This is a genomic window from Streptomyces bohaiensis (genome assembly GCF_012033785.1).
Classification (GTDB): Bacteria; Actinomycetota; Actinomycetes; order Streptomycetales; family Streptomycetaceae; genus Streptomyces; species Streptomyces bohaiensis.
Genome location: NZ_JAAVJC010000003.1, coordinates 35977 through 57937, shown reverse-complemented (window position 1 = coordinate 57937; position 21961 = coordinate 35977). Strand labels below are relative to the sequence as shown.

Below are 21961 nucleotides of genomic sequence, written 5' to 3'. Positions count from 1 at the left end.
GCGATGACTCTCCGTCATGTGCATTTCATGGCGGACTGATGCAAGGTGACGCCGCGCTGTGTTCCCGACCACGCGGCCTGCCACGGCAGTTCGGCCTGCTCGCGGACCAACACGGTGCTCAGTGCTGCCTGTTGATCCAGCCGAGTTGTGGGATGGGTGCCGCCCGGATGAGTGGTTACGACATAGCCGTGCCGTGGACGGAGGGAAGCCGCCGTCCACTCGGACCGGTTGCCCTCCGCTGGCTGCGGCGCAGCCGCGCGGTGACCGTGCTGCTGATGGCGATGGTCATGTCGATGACCGTGCTGGGCGCGCAGGCGTGGGCGATCCCGGGCGACGGCATGTCGCGCTCCTCCGTCGAGCTGCCCGACCTCCCCGAGGCCGAGCCGATCGCCCCCGACGGGTCGGCCGAGACCGGACTCACCACGGCGGACGAGACCGTCGAGGCCGAGTACCTGCCCACCGCCACCACCCCGTGGAACGCGGGGGCCGCCACCGTCGACCTCACCGGCGCCGCCCCCGGCACCCTGGTCCCGGTCGGCGACCTCCCCGTCGAACTCGGCATCCCCGAGGGCGCCGACGAGGACCAGGCGGCCTCCCTGGCCGGCGAATGGACGGTCGACCTCGCCGGGCCGGACGTCTCCCGCCAGGCCGGGCTCTCCGGACTCGTCATGTCCCTGGTGCCGCCCGCCTCCGCCGACCCGGACGCCGAGGTCGCCCTCGGGCTCGACGCCACCGGCTTCGCCGACCTCTACGGCCCGGAGGCCGCCGACCGGTTCGGCCTCGCGCTGCTGCCTGCCTGCGTCATGACCGACCCCACCGCCGAGGACTGCGAGTCCGAGCCGCAGCAACTCGCCGGTCACACCGACCAGTCGGAGCCCGCAGGCGCCGCGCGCCGAGCGGCCGAGGAGGCGGCCGAGCGCGGCCCCGCCGACGGGGAGCCGGGCGACAGCGCACCAGGCGACAGCGAGACCGCCGAGAGTGCCCCCGCCGACAGCACTCCCCAGGACAGCACTTCCGAGGCGGACGCCACCCCGGCCAGCCGGCCGCCGGCGCCGACGACACCACGGCCGTCGCCACCGGCGCCCTCCGCGTCGCCGCACCCGTCACGCCGCGCGGCGCCCGCGCCGTCGTGGCCGACGTCCACCGCACCGCCGGCGCCCTTATCCGTACCGAGCTGACGCGCGCCCTCGCCACGGTGCCGGGGCTGGCGGCCCGGAAGACCCCCGCCGAACTCGGCATCCCGCCGCGCGCCTACCACCTCTCCGGCACCGTCCCCGTCGGCGAACTGCTCCCCGAAGCAACCCCGTCGACCCGCGCCGGCAACGGCGACACCGGCAGCGACTCCAGCACCGACACCGGCACCGACGCCAACACCGCGGCACCCGCCACCGCCTCCGGCGCCGTCCACACCGCGTTCCCCGCCCAGTCCACCGCCGCGGCGGCGCCGCGGGTCGTCGGCGTCCTCGACACCGGCTCCTCCGCCGACGGCGACTTCAACGCCACGCCGCTGCTCTCCGCCGGCTCCTGGGCCGCGGGCTCCTCCTCCGGCGCGTTCACCTACACCTACCCCCTGGAGCTCCCCGAGGCGCCCGGCGGCCTCACCCCCTCGGTCGGCTTCGGCTACTCCTCGCAGTCCGTCGACGGCCGTACCAGCGCCTCCAACAACCAGTCGTCCTGGATCGGCGACGGTTGGGACTACAACGCCGGCTCCGTCACCCGCACCTACGTCTCCTGCACCCAGGACGCCGAGAAGTCCGGCGCCAACAACTCCTCGCGCAAGACGGGCGACCTCTGCTGGGGCTCCCACAACGCCACCCTCAGCCTCGGCGGCACCACCACCGAGCTCGTCCGCGACGACACCACCGGCGTCTGGACCACCTCCGGCGGCGACAACTCCAAGGTCGAACTCCTCACGGACACCGCCCTCGGCAACGGCGACGCCGACGGCGAGTACTGGCGCGTCACCACCACCGACGGCACCCGCTACTGGTTCGGCCGCAACCGCCTGCCCGGATGGACCTCCGGGCGCCCCGAGACCCAGTCCGTGCTGACCGTCCCCGTCGCCGGCAACCACCCGGGCGAACCCTGCTACAAGGCCGGCGACTTCGCCGGATCGTTCTGCGACCAGGCGTGGCGCTGGTCCCTCGACTACGTCGAGGACGTCCACGGCAACGCCATGTCGCTGTGGTGGGCCCGCGAGACCAACCACTACGCCAAGAACCTCGACTACCGGAAGCCGGTCGCCTACCACCGCGGCGGTCACCTCCGGCACATCGACTACGGCCAGCGCGCCGACAGCGTCTACTCCTCCGACGCCCTCGCCCGCGTCACCTTCACCGTCGCCGAGCGCTGCTTCGCCGAGGGCTCCGCCACCTGCACCGACGACGCCTTCACCTCCGGCGACCCGGGTCGCTACCGCATCTGGTACGACACCCCGGCCAGCCTCCACTGCAAGCCCAACACCACCTGCTGGAACGGGTCGCCCGCGTTCTTCAGCCGCAAGCGCCTCGCCACCGTCACCACCTCCGCCCAGCGCCAGGAGGGCAGCACCGCACGGCAGAACGTCGACCGCTACCGGTTCACCCAGTCGTTCCCGCTGCTGCGCACCGGCGCCAACACCGCGCTGTGGCTGGAGTCGATCACCCGCACCGGCTTCGCCGTCAACGGCACCACCAGCACCTCCCTCGCGCCCGTCCGGTTCGAGCCCAACGTCGACGCCATGCCCAACCGCGTGGTGCGCGGCCCGCGCGACCCCCGGCCCGGGTTCGACCGGCTGCGCGTCGGCCGCGTCATCAACGAGTACGGCGGCGAGAGCGTCGTCACCTACTCCACCCCCACCGGGCCGTGCGCCGCCGGGGAGAACCTGCCGACACCCCAGGCCAACAAGCAGCTGTGCTACCCGGTCCACTGGCACCCCGACCCCGAGTCCGACGACCTGGACTGGTTCCACAAGTACGTCGTCACCGCGGTCGAGGAACTCCCCGCCGTCGACGGCTCGTACCCGGTGCTGACGGAGTACGAGTACGGCACCCCCGCCTGGCGCCTCACCCAGCAGGAGTTCAGCAAGAAGACCCGCCGCACCTACTCCGACTTCGGCGGCTTCGACCTCACCACCGTCTACTCCGGCGTCGAGGACGAACTGACCGGCGCCCGCCGCAGCAAGGCCGTCACCCGCTACTTCCAGGGCCGCGGCGACGACGTCACCGTCCGCGACATCGAGGGCAACGCCATCGCCCCCGACCGCGAGGCGTTCGCGGGCCGCATCGCCGAGGAACTCAGCTACGACGCGCACGACGCTCCCGCCGGCCGCTGGCTGACCCGCAGCGTCACCGTCCCCGAGGCGACCCGTCTCGCGCAGCGCGACCGCGGCGACGGCCTCACCCCGCTGCGCGCCTGGCGCGTCACCGAACCCACCGAGACGAGCTGGACCCGCTCCTCCGGAACCGGCGACGACAAGCGGACCCTGCGCACCCTGCGCACCAACACCACCTACGAGACGACCCACGGCCTGCCCACCCGCGTGGAGTCCCTCGGCGACACCGGCCGCACCGGCGACGAGTCCTGCACCCGGCTCGAATACCACCACGTCGCGTCGGCCCACGTCATCGGCCTCACCCGCCAGGCCCTGACCTCCCCGACGACCTGCGCGGACGCCGACTTCGCCGACCTCACCACCCTCACCGACGGCGCCCGCGTCGGCTACGACGGCAACGGCTACGGCACCGCCCCCACCAAGGGGCTCGCCAGCCAGTCCTGGTCCCTGAAGGCCGACGGCTCCGGCTTCCAGAACGACGGCACCAGCGCCTTCGACAACCACGGCCGCGTGGTCTCCATGACCGACCCCGACGGCAACACCGGCACCCTCACCTACACCCCGGCCACCGGCCAGGCGTACCGCCTCACCGAGACCAACACCCTCGGCCACCAGCAGACCACCCAGATCGAACCCGGCCGCGCCGCCGGGATCAGGGTCACCGACGCCAACGGCCACACCTCCAGCTCCGTCTACGACCCCCTCGGCCGCCTCGTCGAGGCCTGGGGCGTCGGCCGCACTCCCTCCGCCGCGGCGGTCCCCGACCTCCGCGTCACCTACCACATCACCGCCGGCAAACCCCCGGCCGTCACCACCCGCCACCGCGGACACAACGACACCGTCCGCGTCAGCACCACCCTCTACGACGGTCTCGGACGCGAACGCCAGACCCAGGAACTCGCCGTCGGCGGCGGGCGCCTGATCACCGACACCCTCACCAACCCCTCCGGCGAGATCCGCGAGTCCCGCAACGCGTACCACGCCGAAGGGGCGCCCTCCACCACCCTCTTCACCCCCGACACCGTCGTCCCCAACGCCACCCGCTACACCTACGACTCCGTCGGCCGGGTCCTCACCGAGATGCCCGTCCTCAACGGCGAGGAGGACCCCGCCAAGGCCGTCCGCTACAGCTACGGCCCCGACCACGCCACCGTCATTAACCCCGACGGCGCCGCCTCCTACCGCGTCTACGACGACGCCCTCGGCCGCACCGTCCGGGTCGACACCTTCACCGACACCGCCCGCACCGAGTACGTCAGCAGCCGCTACGAGTACGACGAGACCGGGGCGCTGACCCGCGCCACCGACACCGAGGGCAACGCCTGGAGCTGGAGCTACGACCAGCGCGGCCGGCTCACCGCCGCCACCGACCCCGACGCCGGCACCGCCCGCTACACCTACGACCACCTCGACCGGCCCGTCACCAGCACCGACGCCCGCGGCGTCACCCTGTGGACCGGCTACGACCGCCTGTCACGGCCGCTCGGTACCCGCCTCGACAGCTCCACCGGCGAACTCCTCGGCACCTACACCTACGACACCGCACCCGGCGGCATCGGCCTCCCCGCCACCGCCACCCGCTACACCGACGGCCTGCCCTACGGCATGTCCGTCGGCGGCTACACCCCCGACTATCAGCCGACCTCCTCCACCCTCACCCTCCCCGCGGAGATCGCCCGCCACTGGGGGCTCGCCGAGAGCTACACCTACGGCTACGAGTACACCGACACCGGACTGCTGCGCTCCACCCAACTCCCCGCCATCGGCGGCCTCAAGGCGGAGAAGCTCCTCGTCCGCTACACCGCCGACGGGCTGCCGCTGACCGTCTCCGGCTCCGACTGGTACGCCAGCGAGACCATCTACTCGCCCTACGGCCACGTGCTGCGCTCCGCACTGGGCGCCCACCCCTACCGGGTGTGGGCCACCGCCGACTACGACGAGGCCACCGGCGAACTGCGCGAGCAGCGCACCTACCGCGAACAGCGCGACGACGCCGGCCTCGTCCCCGGCTTCCTCGCCTCCCACCGCTCCTACCGCTACGACCCCGCCGGCAACGTCACCGCCATCCGCGAACACGCCGGCAACCTCGCCGAACGCCAGTGCTTCACCTACGACCCGCTGGGCCAGCTCACCGAAGCCTGGACCTCAGGCGAGCAGACCTCCTGCACCGCACCCGGTCAGAGCGGCGCCGCGCCCCACTACCCCGACGGCACCAGCAACGTCGCCAAGGGCCGCGACCTCTCCGGCTACTGGCACTCCTACCGCTACGACACCCTCGGCAACCGCACCGAACTCACCCGCCACGACCTCGACGGCGACACCGCCGGCGACGCCGTCACCAGCTACCGCTACGGGGAGGGCGGCGCCACCGGCCGCGCCCTCACCTCCGTCGAGTCCAACTTCCGGACCGCGCAGGGCGCGCTGATCAAGGCCGTCTCCCAGCGCACCTACGACGCCGCGGGCAACACCACCACCGTCTCCGACGGCGGCGACACCCAGACCCTGTCCTGGACCCCAGAGGGCGACATCGACCGCGTCTCCGGACCGGGCAGCAGTGGCGCCGTCCCCTACCTCGGACCGGGCGACAAGTGCCTCGACCTGCGGTCCGCGATACCGGAACCCGGCCAGGCCGTCCAGCTGTACGGCTGCAACGCCACCGCCGCCCAGAAGTTCACCTTCACCCCGGCGCCCAGCCAGAGCGACGCCGACCTCGGCACCCTCACCGTCGTCGACCACTGCCTCCACCCCGCCGCCGGCACCCGCGGCGCGGCCGTCGAGGTCCAGCCCTGCGACGACACCGCCGACCAGCTGTGGCAGCGCACCGCCGGCGGACAGCTCGTCCACCACGACAGCGGGCTCTGCGCCGCCGTCTCCGGCGGCCAGACCGCCAACAGCACCCCCGTCGTCCTCGCCACCTGTGACGCCGCCGCCACCGCCCAGCAGTGGTACCCGCAGGGCGAGGTGCGGTACGTCTACGGCCCCGACGGCGGGCGCGTCCTGACCCTCCAGGACCGCCAGGCCGTGCTGAACCTCGGCGAGGCCGAGGTGACGGTGCTGCGCGGCGGCACCCTGGTCAGCACCCAGCGCACCTATGACGGCCCCGGCGGCGCCGTCATGCGCTACGCGGACGGCACCGGGGCATCCCGACTCGTCGCCCTGACCAGCGACCACCAGGGCACGCCGTACACCGAGACGGCGATGCAGGCGGGCATGCAGGTCCGGGTACGGAAACAGGACCCGTTCGGCGGCGTCCGCGCCGCGTCCACCACCTCGCCCAACCTCCGCACCCACCTGGGGTTCCTCGGCGCGACACGCGACGACGCCACCGGCTACGTCCAGCTCGGCGCGCGCACCTACGACCCGGCGATCGGACGGTTCCTCTCCCTGGACCCGGTGCTCGACATCGCCGACCCGCTGCAGGCCAACGGCTACGCCTACGCCCACAACAACCCCGTCACCCACGCCGACCCGACCGGTCTGGCCATCAGCCTGACCGGCGCGGAGCGCACGGCGGCGCTCGCCGCCGCGGGGCTGACCGCGTCGCAGGTGGCGGGTGCGCGGGCCGCACAGAACAAGAGCCTGCAGTCCGTGATCATGGGCGCGGCCTGGTCGGTGCTGAAGGAATTCATCGGCATCAACGACGCCGTCCGCTGCTTCAACGGCGACCTGTGGGGCTGCGGCGCGGTCATCCTCAACGCGATCCCGTGGACCAAGCTGTTCAAGGTCGCGTCCGTGGCACGGGCCATCAATCGAAGTGTCTCGGCGATCAGCGCCTGGCGGAAGGCCAAGGCCGGCGCGGGGGCGATCCTGAACCGCGCCAGGCTCGCCGAGTCGCGGGCACTGCGGGTGAAGAAGCTGAACGCGGCGCGCGCCCGCGCCGCGGCCCAACTGAAGCGGGCGAAGGCCGCCGCGAAGAAGAACACGGTCAGCAACAGGGCGACGACGGCCAAGAAGAAGACCGGCAACCCGGTCCAGAAGAAGGCCGCCGGCCGATCCAACCCGAAAGCCACCACCGCACCACCACCACGCACCAGCGGCGGCGGGGGCGGAGGTGCGAGCCGAGGCGGCAGTTCGGGTGGCGCCAGCAAGGCATCGGCCAGCCGCCCCGCCGGCAGCACCGGCGCCGGCTCACGCGCAGGCGGCGGTGGTAACTCCGGCAACGCCGGCGCAGGCAAGGTGGAGGCGAGTGGCGAGCCTCCGTGCAACAGCTTCGTTCCCGGCACTCACGTCCTGATGGCTGACGGCTCCTCGAAACCGATCGAGGACGTCCAGGTCGGCGACCGCGTGATGGCGACCGATCCCGAGACGGGCGAGACCCGAGCCGAGACCGTGACCGCCGAGATCCTCGGCAACGGTGAGAAGCTGCTGGTCGATATCACGGTCGAGACCGACGACGGTGACCGGGAGGTCATCACCGCCACCGGTGGACATCCCTTCTGGGTCCCCGAGCTCGACGCATGGACCGACGCCGAAGAGCTCCGCCCCGGCCAATGGCTCCGCACCAGCGCGGGCACCCACGTTCAGGTCACCGCACTCACCCACCGCACCACCACCGCAACCGTCCACAACCTCACCGTCAACAACCTCCACACGTACTATGTGCTGGCGGGCGAGGCGCCGGTACTCGTTCACAACAGCAACTGCGGCATTCGCAAGCATGACAAAGCCCGCGGGGCTGCCGGTGTCGACGAAATGACGGAGACGTTTGAGAAGTTCTACGAAAAGTCTGATATCTATAGCGAGAGTTATGGGAATGGACTTGACTTGTGGACGCCTTACGGCAGGCGCCAGATCGATATCGCGGTACGGAACCCAGACGGAAACCTTCACCTATATGAGGTGAAGGTGAACAGATCGAATTACACGAGGAGTCAACGGAGGAAGGATCAGTGGCTAGCACAGACGTACGGGTTCGAAACCTCGGTCGTCCGGCGTGATACAAAGTGTCCAATCTGTAACCCCTAGCCTGAGAGGGTAGATTGTGAGTAGCGACTTCGCCTTCTGGAAGCGCTCGACTGGGAAGCCTGAAGATGTCTTCGACGGCCTTGCTGAGGGCGATACCAGCGATCTCTTCGCGAGTTCCGACGTTATGCGTTTCCGAGAGGGTTTGCTGACCAGGTGGCCGGATCTGGAAGATGTTCTTGAGCCGTCTCGATTCGACTTGGAAGAAGAGCCAGGCGACGAGGAGAAGTACGTCCTTTTGACTCTCTCGGTTCACCAACTTGACTATCTCCCGGATATTCTTGACAGGGCGAAGAAGAGCGGCCTTGTCGGGTTCAGTGGAGTAGCGGGAGAGCCGATTTAGAGGTTGTCTCACTTGGTGAGTTTCGTGAGTTTCTTGTAGCAGGTCAGCGGGGCGGCCAGGCCGAGGAAGGCGAGAAAGTGGGAGCCCTTTTCGCTCGTATCGGACCGTGAGCCGTCGGTAGCCGAAGAGCTAGGCGATCGATCTCTCTATCTTCCACCGGCGCCGGCCGAGACGTTCGCCGGACTCGATTCCCGGCCTGGCGATGCGCGGGACAAGTCCCCGTTCACGCAGCCAGGAGAGGTGGTCAGCAGAGAAGTACGCCTTGTCGGCCCGGAGCTTGACCGGGCGGCGCCGACGAGGTCCGCGCCTGGAGCGGATGGCGGGTATCCTGCGGATCAGCGGCTTGAGGGCGAGGCCGTCGTGCATGTTCGCGCCGGACACGGCCACGGCGAGCGGAAGGCCGGACAACACGTGCAGCTTGCTGCCCTTCTTGCCGCGATCGACCGGGTTCGGACCGGTCAGCGAGCCCCCCTTTTCGCTCGCACCGACGCGGCGTCCACGATCGCCGAGGTCCAGTCGATCTCACCCCGGGCGCCAAGTTCGTCCAGGACCGCCCGGTGCAACCGGCGTCACAGTCCCGCCTCGGTCCACGCGGTGAACCGCCGGTGTGCCGTAGCGGGCGACACCCCGAACGTCTCCGGCAGATACCGCCAGGCACACCCACTGGTCAGCACGTAGACCACAGCCGCGAACACGGCGCGCTCGTCCAGCGGCGCCGTCCCACCGCCCTGCGGACGAGAGTTGAACGACGGCAGCAACGGGGCAACCAGTTCCCACAGACCGTCAGGAACCAGCCGCTGCGACAGATCGACACTCACGAAGAGACATCATGCCGCAGCTCCCAACACCACCACGTGAGACAACCTGTAAGTCGAATCCCGCTACGGCGCGGCGTGTAACTTCGGACTGGGCTTCAGCATTCACTGAGTTTTACGTGTGGCGCCCGATGCATCTACTGCGGCGGATCGGGCCGGTGCTTCAGGGTATTTGCCTTGACCGCTCGACAAATGGAGACGGGTATACCCCGACCGCGCACTTGCATGCGCTGACCCGGGAGTTTCCCGTGATCTCGCTGACCTTGGGGCACCGCCTAGAGCGATCCTCGGGGCAGCCGGAGACGGTGCTCTTTTCTCGTCACGCAGACGAGATCCGGAACGCAGTCAGCGCCCTGAACTCGCAGTGCCGACTTTCCCTCAGCGAGCCGCCTTCGCTGGACGAGATCGTGAAGGAATATCATACTGCCTGTTCGACTCGCCAGGAAAAGGGGCTTCCTCCGGCTGTACTAGAGATGGAGGACGGTATCCTCATCGCTGCGGCAGCTGGAAGAGGTGACCTAGTTGAAGATGGCATCGCGCTGGCCGGGGACCTCGCTGCCAGATGGCCAAAGGCTAGACTTCCTCTCGACTGGGTCTCTGTGGACGCATGGATGGAGGGTCTATTGGCCAAGGCGAGTGACCCCGAGGCCTTGGGAACCGTCGTCAGCGGTCAGGTGCGCAGGCACAAGCTCGAAAAGATCTGAGTGATCTATGGATGGATCTAGTGGCAGATGATCTAGCTTCGCGACGATTCTTAACTCCGCATGTATACCTTTCCTCGGGTTGGCCGTAAGCCTTTTCCATCATGCTGTTGAGCTGGCCAGATGCAGGGTGAGGACGGCCTGTACGAGGGCGGTGATGCGGGTGGTGGAGCAGCGGAGCTTGCGGAGGAGTCGCCAGGACTTGAGGGTGGCGACGGCCTGTTCGACGAGTGCGGGGATCTTCGCGTGGGACCGGTTCACCGCTTGCTGGCCTGCGGAGAGGGTGTCCCATCGTCCCCAGTCGGGGTGCGGACTGTGTCGCTGGCGCCTCGGTGTCCCTTGTCGGCCCAGCACGCGCTGCCTGCCTCGGTGAGGGTGTCGACGATGCCGTGTTGGCGAGCCGCGCGGATGTTGTGGACAGCGCCGGGCAGGGCTCGGGAGACCCGCAGCAGTCGGCCGAAGGGATCGGCGAGGACCTGCGCGTTCATCCCGTGTTTCTTGTGCTTTCCGGAGTAGAAGGGCCGGTCGGCGGCGATGCGGTCGGTCGGCAGGAGTGTCCCGTCCAGTAGCACGAACGCCTTTGCCGAGGCAGTCCGTGCCGCCTCGGCGAGGCTCGGAGCGAGAGCGGCCAGGACCTCTACGGCCTCGGCGATGTACCGGTAGGCGGTCGTGGTTCCGATGCCGAACCCGGCCGCGAGCTGGGCATAGGTGTGGCCGTTGCGGAGGTGAGCGAGAGTGAGCAGGGCCTGGCGCCCCGTGTTCAGGCGTCGCCAGCGGGTTCCGATCACCACCCGGCGTCGGCGGAGTTCGGTCGACAGCAGGCGCAGGGCAGAGCTGGACACGTCCAGCCCAGACGGGTAGACAAGCACACGAAGCCTCTGGTGGGGCGAGGGACTCTTGGTCGTGAACCCGTCTACCAGGGGCTTCACCACGTTGTCAGCCCAACCGCACTACCCGCCAGGCAGGTTGGAATCAGCTCACTATCTACCAGGGCAGTGGTTCATCGGTCGTGCAGTCTTGAATGCCCGAGTAAGAACGCCACTTTACTCCTGGAACATTCTCGGCCCAGGAGAGATCGCCCGGCGTCCTCGCTGCGAGGGTGATGTCATGTCCTGCGCCGGGGCCGTCACTCGGGTGAACGAGAGTCAAACAGCTGTCGCCAAAGAGGATGCGCGAACCGCGGGCCGGCCAGTTCCACGCAGGGAGAGGAAGCTCATGGCTTCCCTCCCGATGCCAGAGCCAATCGGCCCGGACTCCTCGCGCGACCTTCGTAGCAGGAGCCCCCCAGGATGGTTTCCATGATCGTGGCGTGAATCAAGAAATCTGAGAGCCGCTCGCCAGTCCGTTGCCACCGGGCAGGTCGGTCGGACGGCTCGCGCTCGTACACGGAGGAATTTTTACTAGTCGGATCGAATGCCCAAACCCAAGTTCCTTGGTTCTCAACCCAGAACGGGATCATTCCGTCCTCCGCCGTGAGTTGCGCGAGAGGGATGGCATAGTTGTGTGAAGTTATCTCCCCGCCCCACTTGGCAGAGATTTCATGCCACTCGACAAGCTCCCTAGGTGCATCAGATGGTTCCTGTAGTCTCGCGTTGGGTGATTTCGGGGCGCCATTCCACCTCCGCAGAAATCGGAGGAGGCCCGGGCTGTCCGTGGGGGCGAGAGGTTTCACGCAATACAGTATGCGCTACAGGGCCCTTATGAGTGATGGTGGGGGACGGGGAGCGTCGTGGTGACTTGAGATGGTGCCAGGATGCGCGCAGGGCCGAGAGCGAAGCGGACCTGCTGGCCTTGACCCGGGGTGGCTGGAGTGGTCGCAGGGCTACGGCCGTGGCGGGACTGCGGCCCCCTTCGGCGCATTGGTGGACCGACCCGAAGGCGATTTACCCACTCGCAAAGTGGTCGAGCCGGACGCCCAGGAGTCCAGCGAGTACGGACGCGTCACCGCGCCCGGGGAGGTGACTGTGTGCGGGGCCCGGATCGTCTGCTGTGTGGGCAGGTTCGGCTCGCTTGCTCTGGCTAACGCGGACAACCCGGGACCGATGAGGACCAGGCCGAGGCGAACCGGACGGTGCGGACCTTGCCGGCGCTGACCGGGTATTGACCGAGCTCGGCTATGACAATCACCCCGACAGGGCCAGGCTGGCACCTGCTAGGCAACCGTCGATGACCTCCGACCGCTACTGCAGCATCTTGAACCTGCACTTCACCACGCGGATCTTCTGACCAAGGTCCTGATGGCGGACGACTCGTCGAAACCGACCAAGGACGTCCACGTCGGCGACCGCGTGATGGCGACCGATCCCGAGACGGGCGAGACCCGAGCCGAGACCGTGACTGCCGAGATCCTCGGCAACGGTGAGAAGCTGCTGGTCGATATCACGGTCGAGACCGACGACGGTGACCGGGAAGTCATCACCGCCACCGGTGGACATCCCTTCTGGGTCCCCGAACTCGACGCGTGGACCGACGCCGAGGAGCTCCGCCCTGGCCAATGGCTGCGCACCAGTGCCGGCACCCACGTCCAGATCACCGCACTCACCCACCGCACCAGCACCGCAACCGTCCACAACCTCACCGTCAACAACCTCCACACGTACTATGTGCTGGCGGGGGCAGCCCCGGTTCTAGTTCACAACTGTGGGGACGTTTACCGCAGCGATACCCGGGATCCCGGCGAGATCTTCGATAAAGGATTTGCGCCCAAGGGGGATAATATGAATCTAGAAGAGCACGTGGCAGGTGTGTCCGGGGTATATACGCCCGACTCTGGATTCGTGTCGACGACTACCTCGAAGTCTCACGCATTGAGCCGTAAGGGTCACACTTACGTGATCGACCGTAGAGGAGTATCTGGAGGGATTGACGTGAACAAGAGAAGACGAGGCCGAGATAGCTGTTCCGCGTACCATCGATTCGTGTCACATACGTGGATGTTGGCACGAAACAACAAGAAAATGGATCCCGAATCCGAACTATCGGGAGTGAGGCATGGAGTCGATTCAAATACTAGCTGCGGGAAGGGGGTCTTCGATCGTTCCAGTGTCGTTCGAGATCCTTAATGGAGAGGGGGCGGGCTTGAGAATGAAATTCTTAAGCGGACACTGGAAGTCTTTCGCTGGGTCGAATTTGTTCAAGTGCCTCCTGAGTGCCCGAATTGACCTAGAGAAAGAAGGCCTCCTGCTTTGCTGTCAAGGTGCGCGAGCAGACGTATTTCCATCGGGAATGCAGCAACAGGTGGATAATGGTCGCTTTGCTGCAGTCTTGTCCCGGTCCGCCAAAGAGAGGGAAATTGTCGACATCTTTGCAGCGGCGAAACCGTCGCAGGTGACTTCTGTTGAAGGTCAGCGAGTAGCCGTATATCGGTTCTTCAACCTGCCGATATCTGATGCAGAAAGAGACGCGTAGCAGTACCTGGATCGGCGTGGGACAGCAACGGCGTCAAACCTCGGCCCCCACCGCGGTCGTGTGTGTGGCACCGAAATTCACAGAGTGAGCCTTTGCCATCCTCACGCTGAGCTGGCCAGATGTAGGGCGAGGACGGCTTGGACGAGGCCGGTGATGCGCGTGGTGGAGCAGCGCAGCTTCCGGAGGAGTCGCCAGGACTTGAGGGTGGCGACGGCCCGTTCGACGAGGGCTCGGATCTTCGCGTGGGACCGGTTCACCGCCTGCTGGCCTGCGGAGAGGGTTTCCCACCGTTCCCAGTACGGGGTGCGGACCGTGCCGGCGGCACCTCGGTAGCCCTTGTCGGCCCAGCACGCGATGCCGACCTCGGTGAGGGCGTCGACGATGCCGTGTTGGCGGGCCGCGCGGATGTCGTGGACAGCGCCGGGCAGGGCTGGTGAGGCCCACAGCAGGCGGCCGAAGGGATCGGCGAGGACCTGCACGTTCATCCCGTGCTTCTTGTGCTTGCCGGAGTAGAAGGGCCGGTCGGCGGCGATCCGGTCGATCGGCAGCAGGGTCCCGTCGATCAGGACGTAGGCCTTCCTCGAAGCGGTCCGTACTGCCTCGTCGAGGGTCGGTGCGAGTACGGCCAGCAGCTCGACGGCCTCGTTGATGTACCGATAGACGGTACGCGTGCCGACCTCGAAACCTGCTGCGAGCTGGGCGTAGGTGGTCCCGTTACGCAGATGTGCCAACACCAGCAGCGCCTGACGGCCGACGGGGAGCCGGCGCCAACGGCTTCCGATCCGACGACGATGCTCACGCAGACGAGCGGCGAGGAAGGTCAGGGACCGACTGGACACGTCCAGCCCGCACGGGTAGACAAGCACGTGAAGCCTCTGGTGGGTATCGGGCGATCTTGGTCGTGAACCCGTCTACCAGGGGCTTCACTCACGTGTCGAACCAACCGCCCAGCCCAGAGACCAGGTTGGCAAAGGCTCAGTGGAGACCGGCCTTGCGGAGGAGCGTGATAAAGGCGCGAGTGAGTATCCGAGGAACGGTGGAACAACAACGCGCCAAAGGAGCTTTGAATGGTAGTGGCCAAGGTAGTCGCGGCTGCCATCCGAAGGCAGTCACGAGCGGAGGCTTCGGTCTTCGTGGCGAGCTGTGCAGAGCGGGCAGCACAAATCTTTACGGGACTATCTGGTCTCGACCCCGCGCGGGGCATGGATGTTGACGTGGCCGTCCGGCTTGTAGAAGATCTCTGGGCTGTGGAAGCTTCGTCGATAGACTTTCAGCGTTATTTGGCGGCCGTGGAAGAATTTCGGGAGTTTGAACCCTCAGGAGAAGAGAGAGTCGAAGTAGGTGGCATCTATTCGTTCTATTCCGCGCTAGTGATGCGATATGCTGCCCTGTATCGCTGCAGCATGGACATTGAGCATGCTCTCAAGTGTGCGCATGTTTCCCTGACTGCGATGGGGCAATTAGATCAGAATCTCCCGAAGGCTGTGTTCTTTGCTCAAGAGTTCCAAGTTCAGCGGCAAGTTTCCTCCTTGGCTGATGTCAGTGTGATTCTTGAAGTAAGGAGAAATGACCAAGTGCTCAGTCGAGAGCGTCTGGCGGCAATCTTGGGTCGAATGAACTCTTGAAGGTGGGTCTGGGGTGAGGGATTGATCCGTGTGGCAAGAACTGCGGTACTTTCGTGTCTGGTCGACGTCGGCGCTGACCAGCTCGTGCACCGTAGGCGCTGAGACGTCGAGGACCTCAGCGGGTGCTTGGCGGCCACACCTGCCGTGTCGGGATCAGGTCCGCGGCCCGTTGATGGGACGACAGACCTGTGACGACTCGCACGGTGTCGCTGACGTGCTTTCCGCGGCCGAGATGACGGGCCAGCGCCCGCCAGTTCTTGAGGTGCGCAATGCCGTGCTCCACGCGGATTCGCCGCGGGCAGCGCGCTGTACGCTGGCGTTCGTGCATCTCCTCGTACCGGTCCGGAGCGTTCGTCTTGGGCTTGCGGCGTGGCGGCGTCATGTCGCATTTACCTGTCTCGGTTCCCAGGTCCCAGTAGCCGGCATTAGCGAGGATCTCGGCTGCCGGACCGTTCTCAGGGAGCCTGGCCAGCCCTAGTGGCGGGCATGGGTGATATTTGCGCAGCCTCTGTGCTGAGTCGGGCTCCGAATCACGAAGAGCGCGCGCATGCGCAAGTAGGCATCAATGGCATAGTCGGCTTTTCGCGCTAAAAAAGTGAAGGCGCTGTTATGGTGAGGATATATCGGAATATCGCCGGTCTGTTTGGGGTGAGATAGTGGTGCACTCGAAAGCGGTACGCGATGCGCTTCTCTCTCATGTCAGGAGTAGCTGGCCTGATCGTCGCCACGACGACTTCCGGTGGGTGCGCGGGCCGGTCGAGGAGGTGCTGCAGTATTTCTCGGTCAGGAGAGTAGCGCCGCTGTCGACTGGCGATGGTTATCTATATCTCTCAGTCGGTGCCTTCGACGTCGGTGAAGAACCGATGCGGGAATTCTTCATCATGTCATCTGCGGAGTCGCCGCGTCATGTGGAGACGCTTGCGATGGTCGCCCACTATCACAGCTCGCCACGGCACCGATTGACTCACGGATCCGTGCTCAATATCGGGAGGCCGTGGGCAGAAGATTCGGATAAGAGTCATCTTCTTGTGTCCTGGCCTTATAGTCTGGACGCGCGGTCGGCCGTCTGTACGGTGGGTGGAAAGGGAATAACTTATCTTTGGCTGATCCCGATCTCTGTCAAAGAGGCAAATTTCGCTAAACAGGTAGGTGTTGAGCGGCTGGAGGAACGACTCGAAGACTCGGGAGTTGACCTACTTGACCCGTTGCGGGTTTCGACCGTCCGATGAATCAGTCTCGATGGAGTTGACGCGAGGGGGCGAGACCCAGAAGTTGCCTCATGTGGCGAGCTTCGCGAGTCTGCTCGGTTCGCTTTGGGGGGAGGAGTCGGTTGACGACGAGAGGCGTGTCCTCTTGGCCCTCTCGTTTCGCTAGTTTGACCATCTCCCGGAGATCCTTGACAGGAGCCCGTTACGGTGAGAGTGAGCCTTCCGGATGAACTGAGGTTTTCTCAATGGCTGACATGTGTACTGCTCATCATGCGGTGGAGATGGAGGATCTCCACCGTCTGCGCGACCTCCTGGACGGGGGAGTTGATATCCACCAGGAACAGAATGGATACACCTTGCTGCATCATGCAATCGACGTCGAAATCGATGGGCATGAGCAAAGCGGTGAACCACTTCATGTAGATGTCACGGCTTATCTGCTTGCGCGTGGAGCAGACCCGAGGCGGCGTTCGGGGGGCGGTACTGGAATCTCAGCCGAGCACTTGGCTCTCACGCGCGGACATTCGCTGGCCACCTGCCTTATTGAGGAGTGGGTGAGAACTCACCATGCAGGCGAAGATGGCGTTTGACGGCAACGCCTACACAATGCCGATGAGCTTCTTCGAGATGGCCCCTGCGACCTGCCCCATGCGTTCTTGGAGTGGGTAGCCATGCTCATCGTCATCTGTCAGGGTGACCGGCGTTGCGGGCTGCGTCCGTCCTAGCGTGCGACTGCGGCACTGGTGTATCTACGGGAGCACACCCCTTTGGCGAAGGTCGCTGCCGGTCCGGGGTCAGCGAATTACACCGCCTTGATAAACGACCTGCTGCGTGCCACGGGCCTGCTCAAGGTTGTTCGCGAGCACGATTCGGAGTTCGTCCTGCTGGACAGCTCGCTCGCCGAGTGCGATCGGGTCGGTGATGGCAGGGCCGAGAAGATTGGCGGAACTGGTGACCTTCCCCGGAGAGGAAATACCTCGGGCCGATCTGGTTGAAGCACTCGCGGACGGCACGGGGCGGGATGCCATGTCCATCGCGGCGGGGAACCCCGAGGTCACTCAGCTCATCGCCTCCTGGATCCGAGAAGCCGCTCACGCGGGAAACTGGACAAGGGTCGACAAGTTCGCCAATCTGGCCGCCCCCTTGCGGGCGCCGGGCCTGGGCGGGGCTCTTCAGGAGATCCTTGACTCGGATGCCGTGGGGTTTAACAGAGAGGATTTTGTGGAGATCCTCGGCGAGATCCGGGAAACAGACGCGGTCGCCTGCCTGTGCAGGGTGGCGGAAGGTTCGTTGGGCGAGGACGCTCCGGCGTACTGGCTGTGCCAGAAGGTCATCGCCTCACTGGCGGTGATCGGCACGCCGGAGGCCTTTGAAGGCCTTCGCCGGATGACGACCCAGTCGTGGCCCGACGTTGTCCGATGGCACGCAGCTGTCGAACTCGAGGTCGAGGACGAGCTCGGGTTTGACGAGGACCAGATGTTGGGGTGGTGAGAGCCCCGGGTGCTGTTGAAATTCAAGAAGCTGCATAGCGTCAGCGAGAGGGAAGCCCCGCCAGATGTGTTCGGGTGGGGCTTCTGCGTCGGGTGACGGCAGTAGTTGGCGGCAACGTCAGCAGACGAGGTCAGTGCAGGGTGGTAGGTCGTCGCCGTCGGAGCGTTCCGTCCCTGAGGTCTCCAGGCTGCCGAGCGGGGCGCTGAGGGTGTGTCGATGGCGTCGCGCCGGAGGCGGAGCCTTACGTGGGCGTAGACGGTGGCGGTGACGCCGATGTGGGCTTGGCCGAGGAGCTCCTTGCTGACGACAAGTTCGACTCCCTGTTCCAGCAGCAGGGTCGCGGTCGAGTTCCCGAGATCGTGAGGGATGCGATCAGGCGGCGGTGGCAGCTCGAGTGGCGGGCCTCCGTGCACCAGCTCGGCGGGCGGCTCCTCGAAACCGATTGAGGACGTCCAGGTCGGTGACCGGGTAATGGCGACCGATCCCGAGACGGGCGAGGCCCGCGCCGAGACCGTGACTACCGAGATCCTCGGCAACGGCGTGAGGATACTGGTCGACGTCACGGTCGAGACCGACGAAGGTGACCGGGAAGTCATCACCGCCACCGGTGGACATCCCTTCTGGGTACCCGAACTCGACGCATGGACCGACGCCGAGGAACTCCGCCCCGGCCAATGGCTGCGCACAAGTGCCGGCACCCACGTCCAGATCACCGCACTCACCCACCACACCACCACCGCAACCGTCCACAACCTCACCGTCAACAACCTCCACACGTACTATGTGCTGGCTGGGGCTGCGCCGGTCCTCGTTCACAACTGCGGAGGGATCGACGACGATGCCCACGCAGCACTTCAGGATCGCCATGGGCCTGAGATTGCCGATGGCGTTGACTACAACGTTCAGCGCATGTGCCCGACTTGCAACTCGGCCAGCGATGCGGCGGATCACACCATCAGTGGAATTGGCGGCAACACGGACGAATTGGCTAGGTACTTGGCTCGTCAGCGCGGCTTGGGCATGACTCATGTCGACCGAAGGAAGCCAGGAACAACTGCCAGACGCGATGAGAGTAGAGTGGATTCATGGGGTAGAGGTGTGACGGTCGTTCAAAATTCCTACATGGTTCACGCTTATCATCAGTCGTTGAACGAATTCAATAGCATCTTCAATAAGCTGAGATGAGGCCGTATGTATAGGAGAGTTCGCCTCAGGCGTTCGGGTGAAAGTTACGTACTCAGCTTCACTCCGGCCCAATTCGAACTGGTCAGAAGGATGCTTGTGGATCTCTATGGCGGCAGTCACTCTTCGGAAGTAGTGGCTGTCGTGGCGGGTGATGCGTCGGAGGGACTTCTCGAACTTAGGGAGCGAGAAGTGGACTTCAGTACGCGCTCGAACGTTGAGGTTGCGCTGAGTCACTCCGACCTTCGGGCGTTGTATGGGGCCCTGGCTTTCGCCTTCTTGAATCGTGCGTCGGAAGAGGCGTTTCACAACAGGTACGGCTTCTACAGCGAAAATGTCCAGGCTGTCGGGTGGGCGATCTGTGCGGCTGTTCATAGAATAGGGAGCTCGATGAAGTGATTTAGAAGTTGTCTCACGTGGTGAGTCTCGTGAGTTTCTTGTAGCAGGTCAGCGTGGCGGCCAGGCCGAGGAAGGCGAGGAAGTGGGAGCCCTTTCGCTCGTATCGGACGGTGAGCCATCGGTAGCCGAAGAGCTCGGGATGTCACGTTTCGTGCAGAGTATTGGGAGCGCTGGCGTACATCGAGTCCGAGTCGCTGTCGATGACCCCGGCGCTGCTTCCCGTGTCGACGTAGTAATTGATTCTGGAAGTGAAGAGCGAGCCCTGACAAGCGTAGACGGCTATCCGTTGCCTTCGTGCGCAGTAGCAGATGATGTCCATCTCGGTAAATCTGATGAACTTGGACTGATTCTTTCGTCTTATGATCAGCCGCATGGTCGGCTTGCTGCGTCGTTCAAGCTCATCAAGCTGGATTCGGAATTCGATCCTTTGGGGCGCGTGGCAACTCTTAGAGAGTTTCGAATGCGCATGGTCTGCGAGTGGCTCAGGTGGCTTGTCCCTGTGGCTTCTGTAGAGGCAGTCTCTGCCGTCTCTGATTACATGTCCGCACGGCTGAACGGAACTGCGACGGTAGGAGTCGATCACGCTTCAGTGGGGCTCGCTGCGGATGTAATTGCTCAGCTGCACGGTGATCGTTCGTAGGTGCTGCGCGCCTGGGGCTGTTTGAGGGTAAGTCATTTCGACGCTGGAGGCGGCTCATTGGTCGAAACTGAGCTTGGCGTTTACCCTGAGCGGGTTTGGTGGTTTTGATCGTGTTGGCGCGTTTGGCTGTCTTTTCGACGTTGTGACGTCTGGCGCGGTGCTTGTTCTTCGATCCGGTGGGTCGTCCTGGCCCTGGTCGTGAGGGTTTTGGTGCGGAGGGGGTCGCTACCATGCGGGATGTGCTGAAACGATGTGCCTTATCCAGGCGGAGGCGGCCGAGGGCGGCCGAGGGTGCGGCCGGGATCCGAGGGGGGATCGTTCAAAGTGGTGTAAAGGTGCGGGGATTGAATTCCCCGCCCGGTGGCGCGCACGGCACGCCTGCCAGTCCATGTGCGTTGGTCTGTCAGCCCAGGCTGCGGCATCAGGGAATCAGTTTCGAAGGTGGTTGATGTGGCCAGAGAGCACCTTCAGGTCAATCGATTCGGGTTTGCCGAGTACGAAGACATAATTGAGCTCGCCCATGGAGTAGATGCTCCAAGGGTGGTGGGAGTGTTGAGTTCGATCGTGGAGTTGGTTCTCGCAGGGGAAGACGCCATGCTCGATTCGCTATCGGATGGTGCGCAAGCAGATTTCGTAGTCCCTCTAGGGATGTGTGCGAGGATGCTTTCGAGCTGTGATTATTCGCCGCTGGAGCTGGTCTCTGCCGCCTGCACCGTGAGATATGGCGCCGAATTGCATATGTCTGAGTTCTCGGACAGCCTCGCGCGTATGTTGACTCAGCTGCCACGCTGAGTTACATGAACCTGCGGCGTGGCGGCGTCATGTCGCGCTCACCTGTCTGGGTCTCAGGCCCCGGGAGCCGGCGTTTGCGAGGATCTCGACTGCCGGATTGCTCTCAGAGAGTCTGACCAGCCCTAAGTGGAAACAGCTCGCCAAGGAGCCGAGTAAGCGCACATCAAAGAATCGCAGAGGCGGATACCCGTGCGACTTGGTAGTAGTGAGAAGCCTGCTTGTCGACCTTGAGTCGGCTCTCGTAGAGGATTGATGGGAATGAACGAGGATCAGTTCTCGCATGGCCTTCATCAGCACTTTCCACAGCTTGACGGCTTGTATGCCGAGCATGGGGGTTTCTATGAGGAGTTCCTTTCTCATGTTCTGCTGGCAGACGTCGTCCGGTGGGCCGTAGGTCTGTTCATTGAGGCTGATTCGGGTTCGGTCGAGGAGATTACCGTGATGCAGCTGGTAGATTTCGTCGAGGGTGCGTATGTGCAGGGTGATGATGAGGTCAAGGAATTGATCAGGTTTTCGTTTGTTGAGAATCTCCCGTATTTCGGTCAGGGCGGGTACCGTATCCGCGAATGCCTGACGGGTAATCTCCTGAAGATGCTTATGGAGCGTTAAGATCTGCATGTACCGTCTCGCAAGGACCTGACTCATGGAAATCTCGTCGTGTTCGAGTCAGATGGGATAAGCAGAATGAAGCCTCGCCAGATGCGTCCTGGTGGGGCTTCTGTCCCGGGGTGCCGTGGTGCCGGATTCAGGTGGCATAGGCGGACCGGCATGGGAGAGCTGGTCATGGGCGAGGGGTGGAGTCTTAAGCGCTCTGGTCGCAGTCGAATCTTTGACCCGAAGATGAGGGACTTCAGCGAAGTGTCCGATGCAAACTCAATCCTCGACAGGACCGGCTGGTCTCACCTAGGGCATGGCGGCGGGCCAGCAGCTCCTCTAACACCGGTCAAGCTGGCCGGCCTTACGTCTGGGAACGCTGGCGCAGCGACTATCGCCCTTGATCATCTCTGGAGCGATATGCTCCATCAAGGGTCGCTCTACTCCGCAATGCCCGCGGCTGCATTGTACGTTGCTGCCATCCTTGG

At 65.0% G+C, this 21961-nt stretch carries 11 protein-coding genes and 6 pseudogenes; 12 read left to right on the top strand and 5 right to left on the bottom strand.

Annotation, left to right across the window (positions count from 1 at the left end; translation table 11 throughout):
* Positions 1 to 167 precede the first annotated feature (167 nt).
* The 3 genes from HCN52_RS25110 to HCN52_RS01105 are packed head-to-tail and all read left to right on the top strand — an operon-like array spanning position 168 to position 8618.
* On the top strand, positions 168 to 1178 hold the full coding sequence (locus HCN52_RS25110; RefSeq protein WP_168086421.1) for a hypothetical protein: 1011 nt from the start codon (positions 168 to 170) through the stop codon (positions 1176 to 1178).
* The gene (locus tag HCN52_RS25840) at positions 1130 to 8278 is read left to right on the top strand and encodes a ricin-type beta-trefoil lectin domain protein (protein ID WP_312876477.1); all 7149 of its coding nucleotides are present in this window, start codon (positions 1130 to 1132) and stop codon (positions 8276 to 8278) included. Before HCN52_RS25110 ends, HCN52_RS25840 begins: the two co-directional genes overlap by 49 nt.
* Before the next feature lie 16 nt (positions 8279 to 8294).
* Positions 8295 to 8618: a hypothetical protein gene (locus HCN52_RS01105; RefSeq protein WP_168086420.1), complete on the top strand. Its 324-nt coding sequence runs from the start codon at positions 8295 to 8297 to the stop codon at positions 8616 to 8618.
* A gap of 8 nt (positions 8619 to 8626) precedes the next feature.
* Here HCN52_RS01105 and HCN52_RS01100 read toward each other — a convergent pair.
* Positions 8627 to 9436, bottom strand: a pseudogene (locus tag HCN52_RS01100) (IS5 family transposase).
* A 245-nt stretch (positions 9437 to 9681) separates the two neighbouring features.
* Between HCN52_RS01100 and HCN52_RS01095 the strand changes: the two are divergent.
* Positions 9682 to 10137, top strand: a complete 456-nt coding sequence (locus tag HCN52_RS01095; protein ID WP_168086419.1) for a hypothetical protein — start codon at positions 9682 to 9684, stop codon at positions 10135 to 10137.
* A gap of 99 nt (positions 10138 to 10236) precedes the next feature.
* Here HCN52_RS01095 and HCN52_RS01090 read toward each other — a convergent pair.
* Positions 10237 to 11003 (bottom strand): annotated as a pseudogene (locus HCN52_RS01090) (transposase family protein).
* A 1356-nt stretch (positions 11004 to 12359) separates the two neighbouring features.
* Here HCN52_RS01090 and HCN52_RS26500 point away from each other — a divergent pair.
* A pseudogene (locus HCN52_RS26500) lies at positions 12360 to 13196 on the top strand (polymorphic toxin-type HINT domain-containing protein); the annotation flags it as partial.
* Between the two features lie 447 nt (positions 13197 to 13643).
* On the opposite strand, the gene HCN52_RS01080 reads toward HCN52_RS26500, so the two are convergent.
* Positions 13644 to 14408, bottom strand: coding sequence for an IS5 family transposase (locus tag HCN52_RS01080; protein WP_168086417.1), 765 nt, complete (start codon positions 14406 to 14408; stop codon positions 13644 to 13646).
* Between the two features lie 201 nt (positions 14409 to 14609).
* Here HCN52_RS01080 and HCN52_RS01075 point away from each other — a divergent pair, with 201 nt between their 5' ends.
* The 4 genes and pseudogenes from HCN52_RS01075 (at position 14610) to HCN52_RS01055 (ending at position 17866) form a co-directional block, all read left to right on the top strand.
* Positions 14610 to 15167, top strand: coding sequence for a hypothetical protein (locus tag HCN52_RS01075; protein WP_168086391.1), 558 nt, complete (start codon positions 14610 to 14612; stop codon positions 15165 to 15167).
* A gap of 656 nt (positions 15168 to 15823) precedes the next feature.
* Positions 15824 to 16396, top strand: coding sequence for a suppressor of fused domain protein (locus HCN52_RS26050; RefSeq protein WP_168086416.1), 573 nt, complete (start codon positions 15824 to 15826; stop codon positions 16394 to 16396).
* Between the two features lie 650 nt (positions 16397 to 17046).
* A pseudogene (locus HCN52_RS25090) lies at positions 17047 to 17310 on the top strand (IS5/IS1182 family transposase); the annotation flags it as partial.
* A gap of 4 nt (positions 17311 to 17314) precedes the next feature.
* A complete protein-coding gene (locus HCN52_RS01055) occupies positions 17315 to 17866 on the top strand; it encodes a HEAT repeat domain-containing protein (RefSeq protein WP_209314016.1) in 552 nt (183 codons plus the stop codon).
* A gap of 209 nt (positions 17867 to 18075) precedes the next feature.
* Here HCN52_RS01055 and HCN52_RS26535 read toward each other — a convergent pair.
* A pseudogene (locus HCN52_RS26535) lies at positions 18076 to 18228 on the bottom strand (site-specific integrase); the annotation flags it as partial.
* A gap of 109 nt (positions 18229 to 18337) precedes the next feature.
* Here HCN52_RS26535 and HCN52_RS01045 point away from each other — a divergent pair.
* Entirely contained in the window at positions 18338 to 19051 is a 714-nt protein-coding gene (locus HCN52_RS01045) for a polymorphic toxin-type HINT domain-containing protein (protein ID WP_245174775.1), read from the top strand.
* 409 nt (positions 19052 to 19460) lie between these two features.
* Here HCN52_RS01045 and HCN52_RS25085 read toward each other — a convergent pair.
* Positions 19461 to 19580, bottom strand: a pseudogene (locus HCN52_RS25085) (IS5/IS1182 family transposase); the annotation flags it as partial.
* Between the two features lie 957 nt (positions 19581 to 20537).
* On the opposite strand from HCN52_RS25085, the gene HCN52_RS01040 reads away from it, so the two are divergent.
* Both HCN52_RS01040 and HCN52_RS01035 read left to right on the top strand, forming a co-directional pair.
* Entirely contained in the window at positions 20538 to 20879 is a 342-nt protein-coding gene (locus HCN52_RS01040; RefSeq protein ID WP_168086414.1) for a hypothetical protein, read from the top strand.
* A 258-nt stretch (positions 20880 to 21137) separates the two neighbouring features.
* Positions 21138 to 21488, top strand: coding sequence for a DUF7674 family protein (locus tag HCN52_RS01035; RefSeq protein WP_168086413.1), 351 nt, complete (start codon positions 21138 to 21140; stop codon positions 21486 to 21488).
* Positions 21489 to 21961 lie beyond the last annotated feature (473 nt).

Coding starts and splice junctions, on each gene's coding strand:
- HCN52_RS25110 (WP_168086421.1), top strand. CDS start 168: ATGAGTGGTTACGACATAGCCGTGCCGTGGACGGAGGGAAGCCGCCGT.
- HCN52_RS01075 (WP_168086391.1), top strand. CDS start 14,610: ATGGTAGTGGCCAAGGTAGTCGCGGCTGCCATCCGAAGGCAGTCACGA.
- HCN52_RS01045 (WP_245174775.1), top strand. CDS start 18,338: ATGGCGACCGATCCCGAGACGGGCGAGGCCCGCGCCGAGACCGTGACT.
- HCN52_RS01035 (WP_168086413.1), top strand. CDS start 21,138: ATGAACGAGGATCAGTTCTCGCATGGCCTTCATCAGCACTTTCCACAG.